14 protein-coding genes are annotated in these 13,510 nt (G+C 66.6%); 4 read left to right on the top strand and 10 right to left on the bottom strand.

Translation table 11 applies throughout. From position 1 onward, the window contains the following. Positions 1–90 precede the first annotated feature (90 nt). On the top strand, positions 91–558 hold the full coding sequence (locus tag BST28156_RS09960) for an NINE protein (protein WP_009691455.1): 468 nt from the start codon (positions 91–93) through the stop codon (positions 556–558). A 31-nt stretch (positions 559–589) separates the two neighbouring features. Here the strand turns inward: BST28156_RS09960 and BST28156_RS09955 are convergent, their stop codons facing one another. Together BST28156_RS09955 and BST28156_RS09950 are read right to left on the bottom strand one after the other, a co-directional pair. Then, positions 590–1,756 carry a PA0069 family radical SAM protein gene (locus BST28156_RS09955; RefSeq protein ID WP_174902106.1) on the bottom strand — a complete coding sequence of 389 codons (1,167 nt, stop codon included), beginning with the start codon at positions 1,754–1,756 and terminating at the stop codon, positions 590–592. Positions 1,757–1,870: 114 nt separating this feature from the next. Next, a complete protein-coding gene (locus tag BST28156_RS09950) occupies positions 1,871–2,359 on the bottom strand; it encodes an Lrp/AsnC ligand binding domain-containing protein (protein ID WP_009691452.1) in 489 nt (162 codons plus the stop codon). Positions 2,360–2,504: 145 nt separating this feature from the next. Here BST28156_RS09950 and BST28156_RS09945 point away from each other — a divergent pair, with 145 nt between their 5' ends. Continuing rightward, positions 2,505–3,791: a D-amino acid dehydrogenase gene (locus BST28156_RS09945; RefSeq protein ID WP_174902105.1), complete on the top strand. Its 1,287-nt coding sequence runs from the start codon at positions 2,505–2,507 to the stop codon at positions 3,789–3,791. 250 nt (positions 3,792–4,041) lie between these two features. Here the strand turns inward: BST28156_RS09945 and BST28156_RS09940 are convergent, their stop codons facing one another. From BST28156_RS09940 to BST28156_RS09920, 5 genes are all read right to left on the bottom strand, one after another. Further along, positions 4,042–4,977, bottom strand: coding sequence for an electron transfer flavoprotein subunit alpha/FixB family protein (locus BST28156_RS09940; RefSeq protein ID WP_174902104.1), 936 nt, complete (start codon positions 4,975–4,977; stop codon positions 4,042–4,044). A 16-nt stretch (positions 4,978–4,993) separates the two neighbouring features. Next, entirely contained in the window at positions 4,994–5,743 is a 750-nt protein-coding gene (locus tag BST28156_RS09935; RefSeq protein ID WP_105795691.1) for an electron transfer flavoprotein subunit beta/FixA family protein, read from the bottom strand. A gap of 229 nt (positions 5,744–5,972) precedes the next feature. Further along, complete coding sequence (locus tag BST28156_RS09930) at positions 5,973–6,770, bottom strand: MetQ/NlpA family ABC transporter substrate-binding protein (RefSeq protein ID WP_174902103.1); 798 nt, start codon at positions 6,768–6,770, stop codon at positions 5,973–5,975. A gap of 27 nt (positions 6,771–6,797) precedes the next feature. Further along, positions 6,798–7,451, bottom strand: a complete 654-nt coding sequence (locus BST28156_RS09925) for a methionine ABC transporter permease (RefSeq protein ID WP_006414357.1) — start codon at positions 7,449–7,451, stop codon at positions 6,798–6,800. Next, complete coding sequence (locus BST28156_RS09920) at positions 7,441–8,475, bottom strand: methionine ABC transporter ATP-binding protein (protein ID WP_040126905.1); 1,035 nt, start codon at positions 8,473–8,475, stop codon at positions 7,441–7,443. The genes BST28156_RS09925 and BST28156_RS09920 overlap by 11 nt, the downstream gene beginning before the upstream one ends. Positions 8,476–8,689: 214 nt before the next feature. On the opposite strand from BST28156_RS09920, the gene BST28156_RS09915 reads away from it, so the two are divergent. Beyond that, positions 8,690–9,598 (top strand): alpha/beta hydrolase, encoded by a 909-nt coding sequence (locus BST28156_RS09915; protein WP_174902102.1) that lies wholly within the window; start codon positions 8,690–8,692, stop codon positions 9,596–9,598. A 37-nt stretch (positions 9,599–9,635) separates the two neighbouring features. Here the strand turns inward: BST28156_RS09915 and BST28156_RS09910 are convergent, their stop codons facing one another. Continuing rightward, entirely contained in the window at positions 9,636–10,559 is a 924-nt protein-coding gene (locus BST28156_RS09910) for a histone deacetylase family protein (RefSeq protein WP_174902101.1), read from the bottom strand. Positions 10,560–10,604: 45 nt separating this feature from the next. On the opposite strand from BST28156_RS09910, the gene mltB reads away from it, so the two are divergent. Continuing rightward, entirely contained in the window at positions 10,605–11,954 is a 1,350-nt protein-coding gene (gene mltB, locus BST28156_RS09905; protein ID WP_174902100.1) for a lytic murein transglycosylase B, read from the top strand. An 87-nt stretch (positions 11,955–12,041) separates the two neighbouring features. Here the strand turns inward: mltB and cysM are convergent, their stop codons facing one another. Further along, entirely contained in the window at positions 12,042–12,944 is a 903-nt protein-coding gene (cysM, locus tag BST28156_RS09900; RefSeq protein ID WP_040126902.1) for a cysteine synthase CysM, read from the bottom strand. Between the two features lie 203 nt (positions 12,945–13,147). Continuing rightward, complete coding sequence (locus tag BST28156_RS09895; protein WP_174902099.1) at positions 13,148–13,492, bottom strand: ComEA family DNA-binding protein; 345 nt, start codon at positions 13,490–13,492, stop codon at positions 13,148–13,150. Positions 13,493–13,510: the final 18 nt, after the last annotated feature.

Genomic DNA, 13,510 nt, shown 5'->3' with positions numbered 1-13,510 from the left:
GGCCCGACCGGGCATCGTAGAATGCGTGCCGGGCCGCACGCCCGCGCCGGCCCGCCGGCTGCCCATGCCAACGACAATACGCCGCCATCCATGTCCAGCAGCACCGCCCCTTCCCGCCGTTTCCGCTCCAAGACGCTCACCGCCGCCCTCGCGTTCCTGCTCGGCTCGCTCGGCGCGCACCGCTTCTATCTGTACGGCTTTCGGGACGTATACGGCTGGGCGCACCTGCTCGCGACGCTGGTCGGCATCCCCGGCTTCCTGCTGCTCGCGGCGACCCAGCGCAGCGCCGGCCTCGGCTGGTGGCTCGCAGTGCCCGGCGCGATCTCGCTGCTCGCCGCATTCCTGGCCGCGCTCGTCTACGGGCTGCGCCCGGACGAGAAATGGGATGCGCAGTTCAATGCCGACACCGGCAAGCACAGCCGCTCCGGCTGGACGGTGATCTTCATCGTCATCTTCTCGCTGCTGATCGGCGCATTCCTGCTGATGACCGCGCTCGCGCTGTCGTTCCAGACATATTTCGAGTCACAGGTCGAAGCGGCGAAGCAGCTTTCGCAATAAGCGCTGCGTGCAGCGGCGCACGCAGCGCCGTTCAGAACAGGCTCAACTGCGTGTCGTCGCGCGACTTCGCGGCGGCCGTCCTGACCGTGGCACGCGTCGCTGCCGCGACACTCGCCGATGTGCCGCGAAACTGCGACAGGTCGAGGATGCCGTTGTTGCGCTCGTTCAACCCGAGCCGCTTGACCGCCTGACGGAAGCGCTGCCTCAGCAGGTCGGCCCAGATCCCCTCGCCCTTCATCCGCTTCGAGAAATCCGAGTCGTAGTCCTTGCCGCCGCGCATGTCGCGCACGCGATTCATCACGCGCTCCGCGCGATCGGGGAAATGCGCGGCCAGCCAGTGCTTGAACAACGGCGCGACCTCCCACGGCAGCCGCAGGATGATGTAGCTCGCATGCGTCGCGCCGGCTTCCGCACACGCCTCGAGCACACGCTCCATATCGGGCTCGGTGACGAACGGAATCATCGGCGCGATGCTTACGCCGACCGGCACGCCCGCGTCGCGCAGCGCGCGGATCGTGCGCAGCCGCCGCGCCGGCGTCGCCGCGCGCGGCTCCAGCGTGCGCGCGAGATCCGCGTCGAGCGTCGTGATCGTGACGGCGGCCATCACCTGCCCGCGCTCGGCCATCGGCGCGAGCAGGTCGAGATCGCGCTCGATCAGCGACGATTTCGTGATCGCCGCAAACGGCAGCCCGCGATCGTGCATCACCTGGATCACGCTGCGCGTGATGCGCAGGTCGCGCTCGACCGGCTGGTACGCGTCGGTATTGACGCCCAGCGCGATCGGCTCCGGCACGTAGCGCTTGCGTGAAATCTCGCGCTCGAGCAGTTCGGCCGCGTTGACCTTCGCATAGATCCGGCTTTCGAAATCGAGCCCCGGCGACAGGCCGAGATAGCTGTGCGTCGGCCGCGCGAAACAGTAGATGCAGCCGTGCTCGCAGCCGCGATACGGATTGAGCGACACGCTGAACGGAATGTCCGGCGACCGGTTGTGCGTGAGGATGCTCTTCGCACGCTCCTCGAACACCTGCGTGCGCAGCGGCGCGGGCAGGTCGGCATCGTCCGACTCGTGCGTCCAGCCGTCGTCGACGGTTTCGCGCAATGCCGTCTCGTACCGCCCCTGCAGATTGTCGACCGCACCGCGCCCCTTGCGGGGTGCCGGCGGCGCTATCGGAAATTCGTTGTCGGACCGCTCGTCCATATGCCCACCCGTTCGCCTGCGCCCAATACTGGATATTTATACAGTATTGGGCGCAGCATGCCAAGCGGGGGATAAGGGGTCCGACGACGCGGCCAACCGTGCGCCGTCAGGCGCTCATTCGCCGACCGAGATCGTCAGCGTCTCCTTGATTTCCTCCATCACCACATAGCTCTTCGACTGCACGGCACCGGGCAGCTGCAGCAGGATGTCGCCGAGCAGCTTCCGGTAGTCGGCCATCTCGCCGATGCGCGCCTTGATCAGATAGTCGAAATCGCCCGACACGAGATGGCATTCGAGCACCTCGTCGATCTTCATCACTTCGCGGCGGAACTGCTCGAACATGTTGCCGCCCTTGTGGCCGAGCGTGATCTCGACGAACACGAGCAGCGCCGCGCCGAGCTGGGCCGGATCGACGCGCGCGTGATAGCCGGTGATCACGCCGTCGCGCTCCATCCGCCGCACGCGCTCGATGCACGGCGTGACGGTCAGTCCGACCTGTTCCGCGAGGTCCTTCATCGCCATCCGGCCGTCGTTCTGGAGCAGCTTGAGGATGCGCCGGTCGAGCTTGTCGAGCGTGCGTACTGGCTGACGTTGCGTTCTCATTTGTTTCTGCTGAAAACCTGAAAAATACGATAACAAAACCTGCACATTCGACAATACCATAGCGCAAAAAACTAGATCAGATAGAGGTTACACGGAGACGCAGGTGCGCCCGGCCTCGACCTAATTCCTTCCATCTGGAGCAGCTATGCGAGTCGTCATTCTGGGCAGCGGTGTGGTGGGCGTGGCGAGCGCGTATTACCTCGCACGCGCCGGTCATGAAGTCACGGTGATCGACCGGGAAGCCGGCCCGGCACTCGAGACGAGCTTCGCGAACGCCGGTCAGATTTCGCCCGGCTATGCGGCGCCGTGGGCCGCGCCCGGTGTGCCGCTGAAGGCTGTCAAGTGGATGTTCGAAAAGCATGCGCCGCTCGCGATCCGCCTTGACGGCACGCGCTTCCAGCTTCAGTGGATGTGGCAGATGCTGCGCAACTGCACGGCCGAGCGCTATGCCGTCAACAAGGGCCGCATGGTCCGACTCGCCGAATACAGCCGCGACTGCCTGCAGGCGCTGCGCGCCGATACCGGCATCCAGTACGAAGGCCGCACGGGCGGCACGCTGCAGCTGTTCCGCACGCAGCAGCAGCTCGACGGCGCGGCGAAGGACATCGCCGTGCTGCGGGAAGCGAACGTGCCGTTCGAACTGCTGTCGCCGGCCGAGCTGAAGAATGCCGAACCGGCGCTCGCCGCCGTGTCGCACAAGCTGACGGGCGGCCTGCGCCTGCCGGGCGACGAAACGGGCGACTGCCAGCTGTTCACGACGCGCCTCGCGGCGCTCGCCGAATCGCTGGGCGTCAAGTTCCGCTACAACACGCCGATCGACGCACTCGCGATCGCGGGCGGCAGGATCGCCGGCGTGCAGTGCGGCAGCGAGACGGTGCGCGCGGACGCGTACGTCGTCGCGCTCGGCTCGTACTCGACGAACTTCGTCGCGAACCTGATGAAGATCCCCGTCTACCCGCTGAAGGGCTATTCGATCACCGCGCCGATCGTCGATGCGGCGGCCGCGCCGGTGTCGACCGTGCTCGACGAGACCTACAAGATCGCGATCACGCGCTTCGACCAACGGATCCGCGTCGGCGGCATGGCGGAGATCGTCGGCTTCGACAAGAACCTGCGCGCGGCACGCCGGGAGACGCTCGAAATGTGCGTGAACGACCTGTTCCCGGGCGGCGGCGACACGTCGAAGGCGACGTTCTGGACCGGCCTGCGCCCGATGACGCCGGACGGCACGCCGATCGTCGGCCGCACGCCGGTGTCGAACCTGTTCCTGAACACCGGCCACGGCACGCTCGGCTGGACGATGTCGTGCGGCTCCGGCCAGCTGCTCGCAGATCTGATCTCGGGCAAGAAGCCGGCGATCCAGGCCGACGACCTGTCGGTGCACCGCTACCTGAAGGACGTCGCGGGCCAGACGCGCCCGGCCTACGCATAAGCGGCGACGGCCCGCATGCGGGCCGGTCGGTGCGACAAACCAGGCGCCCCCGCGGGCGCTTTTTCTTTTTTGCGGCATGCTGCCGATCGGCGGCAGGACGGGGCTGTCGTCGACGCGCGCCGGAGGCGACATCGCGCGTGGCACGTCGCGTTCTTTCGTCTTCTGCCGACGACGATGGCGCTGGCGCAAAAAAAGGGGGCGCTCGTCGCGCCCCTTGCTTCGTGTGCTTATCGCTGCAGCGTCACGCCACTCAGCCGAGCTCGCTCACGAGTTCCGGCACGAGCGCGAACAGATCGCCGACGAGACCGTAGTCGGCCACGCTGAAGATCGGTGCTTCGGGATCCTTGTTGATCGCGACGATCACTTTCGAATCCTTCATGCCGGCCAGATGCTGGATTGCACCCGAGATACCCACCGCGATATACAACTGCGGCGCGACGATCTTGCCGGTCTGGCCGACCTGGTAGTCGTTCGGCACATAGCCCGCGTCCACTGCTGCGCGCGAGGCGCCGAGTGCGGCCGACAGCTTGTCCGCCAGCGGCTCCAGCACCTTCGTGTAGTTCTCGCCGCTGCCCAGGCCACGACCGCCCGACACGATGATGCTCGCCGACGTCAGTTCCGGACGGTCCAGCTTCGTCACTTCACGGCTGACGAACTGCGACTTGCCTGCATCGGCCGCCGCTTCGATCTTCTCGACCGATGCGCTGCCGCCTTCGGCTGCAACCGGATCGAAACCCGTCGCACGCACCGTGATCACCTTGATCGGGTCGCTCGACTGCACCGTCGCGATCGCGTTGCCCGCGTAGATCGGGCGCTCGAACGTGTCGGCACTGTCGACCGCCGTGATGTCCGAGATCTGCGCGACGTCGAGCTTCGCGGCGATACGCGGTGCGATGTTCTTGCCGTACGCGGTTGCCGGCGCGAGGATGTGCGAGTAGTCCTTCGCAATGTTCAGCGCCGTTGCTTCGACGTTTTCCGCGAGGCCCGCTTCGAGCTGCGGCGCGTCGGCCAGCAGCACCTTCGACACGCCGGCGATCTTCGCTGCTGCGTCCGCAGCCGCTTGCGCATTGTGACCCGCGACCAGCACGTGGATGTCGCCGCCGATCTTCTGCGCCGCCGCCACCGTGTTCAGCGTCGCGGCCTTGATCGACGCGTTGTCGTGTTCCGCAATAACCAGAATCGTCATTTCTATCCGCTCCCTCTTACAGCACCTTGGCTTCGGTCTTCAGCTTCTCGACCAGCGTCTTCACGTCCGGCACCTTCACGCCGGCCGCGCGCTTCGGCGGCTCCGCTACCTTCAGCGTCTTCAGACGCGGCGCGACGTCCACACCCAGGTCTTCGGGCTTCACCGTTTCCAGCGGCTTCTTCTTCGCCTTCATGATGTTCGGCAGCGTCACGTAGCGCGGCTCGTTCAGGCGCAGGTCGGTGGTGACCACCGCCGGCAGCGTCAGCGACAGCGTTTCCGCGCCGCCGTCGACTTCGCGTGCCACGGTCGCCTTGCCGTCGGCGATCGTCACCTTCGATGCGAACGTCGCCTGCGGCAGGCCTGCCAGCGCAGCCAGCATCTGGCCGGTCTGGTTCGAATCGTCGTCGATTGCCTGCTTGCCGAGGATCACGAGCTGCGGCTGTTCCTTGTCGACCAGCGCCTTCAGGATCTTCGCGACGGCCAGCGGCTCGACGCCGTCGTTCGACTCGACGAGGATCGCGCGATCCGCGCCGATCGCCAGCGCCGTGCGCAGCGTTTCCTGCGCCTGCGCGACGCCCACCGACACCGCCACCACTTCGGTCGCGACACCGGCTTCCTTCAGGCGCACGGCTTCCTCAACGGCGATCTCGTCGAACGGGTTCATCGACATCTTCACGTTCGCGATATCGACGCCCGTGTTGTCCGACTTCACGCGGACCTTCACGTTGTAATCGACCACTCTTTTCACTGGCACCAGGATTTTCATGCACACGCTCCAAAGTTACGAATACGACCAGAGGCCATTCTATAGCGAGGCCTCGTGACTGCGCGGCCAAGCGGACCAATCCTTCGTGGCTATCGAGGATAGCGCCTTTTTGCAGCGCGTCAGCAATAGCGAACGGTCGTTCTATTTTAAAAGAGAAAAAACCCGGACGCAAAGCCCGGGTTTTCGATCATCGACTCTAATCACCATCGGGCGTACCGGAGATTGCGGGTTACCAGGCAGCGATGACTGCGCCGCCGAATTTCCCGTCGATGAACTGCTTCACTTCCGGGGAATGATAGGCCGCCACGAGCTTCGCGACCCACGGCTTGGCGCGGTCGGCTTCCCGGATCGCGATGATGTTGGCGTACGGCCCGTTCGGACCCTCGATCGCGATCGCGTCCTGCTTCGGTTTCAACCCCGCTTCCATCGCGTAGTTCGTGTTGATCGCGGCCGCGTCGACGTCGCCGAGCGAGCGCGGGATCTGCGCCGCATCGAGTTCGACGATCTTCAGCTTGCGCGGATTGTCGACGATATCGAGCGGCGTCGCCTTCAGCCCGGCATCCGCACGCAGCTTCAGCACGCCCTGTTTCTGCAGCAACAGCAGCGCGCGGCCGCCGTTGGTCGGATCGTTCGGAATCGCGACGCGCGCGCCGGGCTTCAGTTCGGCCAGCGATTTCACGCGCTTCGAATAAATGCCCATCGGGAACGTCACGGTCTCCGCGACCTTGATCAGCTTGTAGCCGCGATCCTTTACCTGCGCCTGCAGATACGGATCGTGCTGGTAGCTGTTCGCGTCGAGATCGCCGGACGCGAGCGCGGCGTTCGGCTGCACGTAGTCGGAGAATTCGACGATGCGGATGTCGAGCCCGCTCTTCGCGGCGACCTTCTTCACCGCTTCCATGATCTGCGCGTGCGGGCCGCCCGTCACGCCCACCTTGATGGTTTCGGCCTGCGCGGCGTGCGCACCCGCGAACAGCGCGGCCGCGCCAAGCGCCGCCGCGAATTTCAGCATGAAGCGTCGTTGCATCGTCTCCCCCGACGAATGAAGGTCTTTTTACTTGTGGCTCAGCCGGCGAACCAGCCAGTCGCCGAACGACTGCACGATCTGCACGAACACGATCAGGATCGCGACCACCGTCCACATCACTTCCGGCAGATAGCGCTGGTAGCCGTAGCGGATCCCGAGATCGCCGAGGCCGCCGCCGCCGATCGCGCCCGCCATCGCCGAATAGCCGACCAGCGACACGAACGTGATCGTCAGCCCCGCGACGATGCCCGGCAGCGATTCGGGCAGCAGCACCTTGAACACGATCTGCGAGGTCGTCGCGCCCATCGACTGCGCGGCTTCGATCAGCCCGCGATCCACTTCGCGCAGCGCCGTCTCGACGAGCCGCGCGATGAACGGCGCGGCCGCGAGCGTCAACGGCACGACCGCGGCGGCGGTGCCGATCGACGAGCCCGTGACGAGCCGCGTAAACGGAATCACCGCGACCAGCAGGATGATGAACGGCGTCGAGCGCACCGCGTTCACGATACCGCCGAGCACGCGATTGACGGCGAGGTTCTGCAGCACGCCCTGCCGGTCGGTCAGATAGAGCAGCACACCGAGCGGCAGCCCGACGAGCGCGCCGACCGCCCCGGAGATGCCGACCATGATCAGCGTCTCCCAGAACGACTGCACGAACATATCGAACATCTCACTCAACATACGAAAGCTCCTCGACCACCACACCTTGCTCGCGCAGGAATGCGAGCGCCTGTCCGACCTTGCCCGGCTCGCCGCCCGCGAGCACCGCGAGCGAGCCGAACGCCTGCCCCTGGATCTCGTCGATCTGGCCGTGCAGGATATTGAAATCGAGTTCGTAGCGTCGAATCGTCTCCGACAGGATCGGCTGGTCGACGCCCGAGCCCGTAAACGCGAGCCGCAGCAGGTGGCCGCTGCCCGTCTTCAGCCGCTCGGCGACGCGCGCCTTCAGCGCGGGCGGCAGTTCCTGCGCGATCACGTCGCCGATCAGCGCGCGCGTCACTTCGTGATGCGGCTGCAGGAACACGTCGATCACGCGGCCCTCTTCGACCACGCGGCCCGCATCGAGCACCGCGACGCGATCGCAGACCTGCTTGATCACTTCCATCTGGTGCGTGATCAGCACGATGGTCAGGCCCAGCTCGCGATTGATGCGCTTCAGCAGGTCGAGGATCGAACGCGTCGTCTCCGGGTCGAGCGCGGACGTGGCTTCGTCCGACAGCAGCACCTTCGGCTGGCTCGCGAGCGCGCGCGCAATGCCGACGCGCTGCTTCTGCCCGCCGCTGATCTGCGCCGGATAGCGGTCTTTCTGCGCGGACAGGCCGACGAGGTCGAGCAGCGGCAGCACCGCGGCCTCGATGTCCGCGCGGCTCGCGCCGGCCAGTTCGAGCGGCAGCGCGACGTTGTCGAACACGGTGCGCGACGACAGCAGGTTGAAGTGCTGGAAGATCATGCCGATCTCGCGGCGCGCTTCGCGCAGCGCACCGGCCGGCAGCAGCGTGAGGTCGCGGCCGCCGACCACGACATTGCCTTCGCTCGGCCGCGTGAGCAGGTTGATGGTGCGCACGAGCGTGCTCTTGCCGGCGCCGCTTCGGCCGATGATGCCGAACACCTCGCCCTGCGGGATCGTCAGGTTGACGTTGTGCAACGCGTCGACCCAGCCGTTCGGGCCGGGGAAGCGCTGCGACAGATTGCGTAATTCGATCATGTAAACAAAACGGCGGCCGGCTGGCGAGGCCCGCCAGTCGGCCACCGATGCATCTGGAATAGCCGCCGATTTTACCGCAAACGCCTCATTCCCCTTAATAATCGATTTCGATCTTTTCATAACCGGACGATATTAGAGGAGCGCCGCGGGCGCGCCGCCCGGGCCCACCGACTATGATCCGGAACACACGCACACCAACAGGGGACACGCCAGGATGACCGCCACGACTACACCGGCCGCCACGCCCGCCCATGCACCGACGATGCGGGCGCCGCACATGGGCCGGCTGCGCACCGCGGACGGGCTGGAACTGGCGTCGTACCGCTGGCCGGCCGGCGACGACGCGAGCACGCCGCGCGCGACGGTCGCGCTGGTGCACGGCCTCGCCGAGCATGCGGGGCGCTATGCGGCGCTGGCGGCCCGGCTGAACGCGGCCGGCATCGCCGTGCTCGCCGTCGACCTGCGCGGGCACGGCCAGTCGCCCGGCAAGCGGGCGTGGGTCGAGCGCTTCGACGGCTATCTCGACGACGCCGATGCGCTCGTCGCCGAAGCGGCACGCGACAATACGCCGCTGTTCCTGATGGGTCACAGCATGGGCGGTGCGATTGCGGCGCTGTACGCGATCGAACGCGCGCCGGCCCGCGGCCGCGCGTTCGCGGGCCTCGTGCTGTCGAGCCCCGCGCTCGCGCCGGGGCGCGACGTGCCGCGCTGGATGCTTGCGCTGAGCCGCTTCATCAGCCGCGTGTGGCCGACCTTCCCCGCGATCAGGATCGACGCGGCGCTGCTGTCGCGCGATCCGGCCGTCGTCGCGGCCAATCGCGCCGATCCGCTCGTGCATCACGGCGCGGTGCCCGCGCGCACCGGCGCGGAAATTCTCGACGCGATGGCGCGCATCGAGCGCGGCCGCGACACGCTGCGCGTGCCGGTGCTCGTCTATCACGGCACCGAGGACAAGCTGACCGAGCCCGACGGCAGCCGCGCGTTCGGCGCGGGCGTCGGTTCGCCCGACCGCACGCTGACGCTATACGAAGGCGGTTTCCACGAAACGATGAACGATCTCGAGCGCGACCGTGTGATCGATGCGCTGATCGCATGGCTTCACGCGCACGCACCGGCCCGCTGAGCTCGGGACGCTGAGCGGCGCGGCGGTCGCGGCCCGGTCAGATGCCGGCCAGCACGCGCAGGTGCGCGACGACGCTGCGCCCGAGCGCCGACAGGTTGTAGCCGCCTTCGAGGCAACTCACGATGCGCCCCTGCGCATGACGGCGCGCGACGTCGACGATCTGCGCGGTCAGCCACTCGAAATCGGCCTCGACGAGACCGAGGTTGCCGATATCGTCCTCGCGATGCGCGTCGAAGCCGGCCGACACGAACAGCATCTGCGGCCTGAAAGCGTCGAGGCGCGGCAGCCAGAACATGTCGACCGCTTCGCGAATCGCCATGCCGTTGCTGCGCGCAGGCATCGGCAGGTTGACCATGTTCGGCGCCTGGTGATCGGCGCCCGAGAACGGATACAGCGGATGCTGGAAGAAGCTGCACATCAGCACGCGCTCGTCGTTCGCGAACGCGGCCTCGGTGCCGTTGCCGTGATGCACGTCGAAATCGACGATCGCGACGCGCTCGAGGCCGTGCACGTCGAGCGCATGCCGCGCGGCGACCGCGACGTTGTTGAAGAAGCAGAAACCCATCGCGCGCGCAGGTTCCGCATGATGGCCGGGCGGCCGCACGCTGCAGAACGCATTCGCGTAGCGACCCTCGATCACCGCATCGGTCGCCGCAACGGCCGCGCCGGCCGCGCGCAGCGCCGCGCGCCACGTGTCGCGGTTCATCAGCGTGTCGGGATCGATCTCGACGTAGCCGTCGACGGGCGTCATGCCGCGCAGATAGTCGATGTGCGCCTGCGTATGCACGCGGCCGAGCGCGACCTCGCTCGCGAACGGCGCGGTCTCGTGCACGATCAGGTCGTCGATGCGGCTCGCGATCAGCTGGTCCTGGATCGCCGACAGCCGGGCCGGACATTCCGGATGCCATTCCCCCATCTCGTGCAGCATGCAGTCGGGGTGCGTATAGAAGGCGGTTGCCATAAGCTGTGTCATCCGCGACGCACGATGCGCCGCAGGTCTCCATCAATGATGTCCATCGTCTGCCGCGAATTCGCCGCTAACTTACCACATCGGACGCCCGCTTCGCCCCGAAGGGCCGGATGCGTCGGGTATACTGCGCCGAACCCAATCGCCCTGCCAGAGCGCTTCGACATGAATTTCAGCAAGCCTGCCGCCCTTTTCTCCGCGCTGTGCCGCGTTCGCGTTCCGCCTGCCGCCGTTGCCGCCGCCGTCGCCACGCTGGCCGCCGCGCCGGCGATTGCGCAGACGAAACCCGCCGGCACGCTTGTCGCACAATCGCAGCCGCAGCAGCCAGTGCAGCAAGGCCAGACCTTCGAAGAGGAAATCGTCCCGCAGCGTTACGCGAGCAATCCGCAGGTCGACGCGTTCATCGATGAAATGATGAGCCGCAACGGCTTCGATTCCGCCAGCCTGCACGCGCTGTTCGCGCGCGTCAGCTATTCGGCGACGGCCGTCAAGCTGGTGCGGCCCGCACCGACGCCGTCGGTCAAGAACTGGCGCGTCTATCGCTCGCGCTTCATCGAACCGATCCGCATCAACGCCGGCGTGAAATTCTGGAAGGCGAACCAGGCGACCCTGCAGCGCGCGTCCGAGGAATTCGGCGTGCCGCCCGAGGTGATCGTCGGGATCATCGGCGTCGAGACGATCTACGGCCGCTACATGGGCAACTTCCGCGTGCTCGACGCGCTGACGACGCTCACGTTCGACTATCCGGACACGCCGAACCGCGACAGCCGCCAGGCGACGTTCCGCAAGAACCTCGAGGACTTCCTCGTGTGGACGCGCGACAACCAGCTCGACCCAGGCAGCGTGCTCGGCTCGTACACGGGCGCGATCGGCATCCCGCAGTTCTTGCCGAGCAGCATCCGCGAATACGCGGTCGACTATGACGGCACGGGCCACGTCGATCTGCGCAGCAGTCCTGCCGATGCGATCGGCAGCGTCGCGAACTACCTGAAGCAGCACGGCTGGGAAACCGACCGCCCGGTGGTCTGGCAGATCACGCCCGACACGGGCAGCCTCGGTATCGCGCAGGCCGCCGCCGACGGTCAGCCCGAACCGCACTGGGCGCTGTCGCAACTGCTGCGCGCCGGCATGACGCTGAACGAGCCGACGGTCAATATCACGACCGAAGCCGGCACGCCCGTCACCGTGGTCGACCTGCCCTCGCCGGGACGCGCGACCGAATACATGCTCGGCCTCAAGAATTTCTACGTGCTGACGCGCTACAACCGCAGCTTCTTCTATGCGCTCGCCGTGTACCAGCTCGGCGAAGCCGTGAAGGCACAAATGGAAGCGAGCGGCGCGCTACCCGCGCCGGCCGCCGATGCAACCACGCAGACCGCGCCGCAGTAAGCCGCGCGCGTGTCGGGCGCCAGCAAAAAACGCCGCAAATGCGGCGTTATCGCCGGACGCCGGCCGATGCCAGCAGGCCGGCCCCGCTCAGGCCGGGAATACGCCGGTCGACAGATAGCGGTCGCCGCGATCGCAGACGATGAACACGATCGTCGCGTTCTCGACCTGGCGTGCGACGCGCATCGCGACTTCGCACGCACCGCCCGACGAAATGCCCGCGAAAATGCCTTCGACGGCCGCCAGCCGGCGCGCCATCGTTTCGGAAGCGGCCTGGCTCACGTTCTCGACGCGATCGACGCGGCTGCGATCGAAGATCGTCGGCATATACGCTTCCGGCCACTTGCGGATGCCCGGGATGCGCGAGCCGTCTTCCGGCTGCGCGCCGATGATCTCGATCGCCGGATTCTGTTCCTTCAGATACCGCGACGTGCCCATGATCGTGCCGGTCGTGCCCATCGCCGACACGAAATGCGTGACGCGCCCGTCGGTGTCGCGCCAGATTTCCGGGCCGGTCCCTTCGTAGTGCGCGATCGGATTGTCGGGATTCCCGAACTGATCGAGGATCACGCCCTTGCCTTCGCGTTGCATCTGCTCCGCGAGATCGCGCGCCAGTTCCATGCCACCCTTCACCGGCGTCAGGATGATCTCCGCGCCATACGCGGCCATGCTCTGCCGGCGCTCGACCGACAGGTCCTCCGGCATGATCAGCACCATCTTGTAGCCGCGGATCGCGGCGGCCATCGCGAGCGCGATGCCCGTGTTGCCGCTGGTCGCCTCGATCAGCGTATCGCCCGGCTTGATACGCCCGCGCGCTTCGGCCTTGCTGATCATCGACAGCGCCGGCCGATCCTTCACGGATCCGGCCGGATTGTTGCCCTCCAGCTTCGCGAGAATCACGTTGTTGCGCGCGCGAATCTCGTCGTCCGGCAGGCGGACCAGTTGGACGAGCGGCGTATTGCCGATCGTGTCTTCGATAGTTTTGTAAGCCATGGAGATACCGTGTGAGTACGAGGCCGATCAATCGAACGATTGTAAACCAGCACCGCAGTACCCGCCGGCAATCCCCTTTGCGGCGATGGAATAGCGCTGCGGCATGAAGCGCAATGTCGACCCGCCCACGCAAAAAGCCCGCGGCATGCCGCGGGAAACCGTCGCAGGGACGGCGGCTGAAGGAACCTGTCGTTTCGCGTACGTTATTTCTGCGCGGTGCGGGTGGACGCCGCAGTGGACTTCGCCGCAGCGGGCGCAGCCGCGCCTGAGCCAGCCGCGCCTAAGCCGGCCGCGCCTATCGTCAGCCCCTCCTTCTGCAGGCGCTCGACCGTCTGGCCGCCCATTCCCTTCACGCGCGCGGCGAGATCGTCCGCGTTCTTGAACGGACCGCGTGCGCCGCGCTCGTCGAGGATCGCCTTCGCGCGCGCGGGCCCGATACCCTTGATGCCGACGAGCGCATCCTCGCCCGCGGTGTTGACGTCGACGGCCGCCCATGCCGACGCGATCGCGCCGAACAGGGCCGCTGCTGCAAACCATTTCCTGATCATCTGCTGGATCTCCCGATG

Source organism: Burkholderia pseudomultivorans (assembly GCF_902499075.1).
GTDB lineage: Bacteria > Pseudomonadota > Gammaproteobacteria > Burkholderiales > Burkholderiaceae > Burkholderia > Burkholderia pseudomultivorans.
Note: the sequence above shows the minus strand (reverse complement) of the source record. Positions and strands in the feature narration are given on the sequence as shown.

Excerpts from the sequence above, each read along its gene's own strand:
- BST28156_RS09940 (WP_174902104.1), bottom strand. The coding sequence starts at position 4,977 with ATGACGATTCTGGTTATTGCGGAACACGACAACGCGTCGATCAAGGCC.
- cysM (WP_040126902.1), bottom strand. The coding sequence starts at position 12,944 with ATGGCTTACAAAACTATCGAAGACACGATCGGCAATACGCCGCTCGTC.
- BST28156_RS09945 (WP_174902105.1), top strand. The coding sequence starts at position 2,505 with ATGCGAGTCGTCATTCTGGGCAGCGGTGTGGTGGGCGTGGCGAGCGCG.
- BST28156_RS09925 (WP_006414357.1), bottom strand. The coding sequence starts at position 7,451 with ATGTTGAGTGAGATGTTCGATATGTTCGTGCAGTCGTTCTGGGAGACG.
- BST28156_RS09915 (WP_174902102.1), top strand. The coding sequence starts at position 8,690 with ATGACCGCCACGACTACACCGGCCGCCACGCCCGCCCATGCACCGACG.
- mltB (WP_174902100.1), top strand. The coding sequence starts at position 10,605 with ATGATGTCCATCGTCTGCCGCGAATTCGCCGCTAACTTACCACATCGG.
- BST28156_RS09930 (WP_174902103.1), bottom strand. The coding sequence starts at position 6,770 with ATGCAACGACGCTTCATGCTGAAATTCGCGGCGGCGCTTGGCGCGGCC.
- BST28156_RS09910 (WP_174902101.1), bottom strand. The coding sequence starts at position 10,559 with ATGGCAACCGCCTTCTATACGCACCCCGACTGCATGCTGCACGAGATG.
- BST28156_RS09960 (WP_009691455.1), top strand. The coding sequence starts at position 91 with ATGTCCAGCAGCACCGCCCCTTCCCGCCGTTTCCGCTCCAAGACGCTC.
- BST28156_RS09950 (WP_009691452.1), bottom strand. The coding sequence starts at position 2,359 with ATGAGAACGCAACGTCAGCCAGTACGCACGCTCGACAAGCTCGACCGG.
- BST28156_RS09895 (WP_174902099.1), bottom strand. The coding sequence starts at position 13,492 with ATGATCAGGAAATGGTTTGCAGCAGCGGCCCTGTTCGGCGCGATCGCG.
- BST28156_RS09955 (WP_174902106.1), bottom strand. The coding sequence starts at position 1,756 with ATGGACGAGCGGTCCGACAACGAATTTCCGATAGCGCCGCCGGCACCC.
- BST28156_RS09920 (WP_040126905.1), bottom strand. The coding sequence starts at position 8,475 with ATGATCGAATTACGCAATCTGTCGCAGCGCTTCCCCGGCCCGAACGGC.
- BST28156_RS09935 (WP_105795691.1), bottom strand. The coding sequence starts at position 5,743 with ATGAAAATCCTGGTGCCAGTGAAAAGAGTGGTCGATTACAACGTGAAG.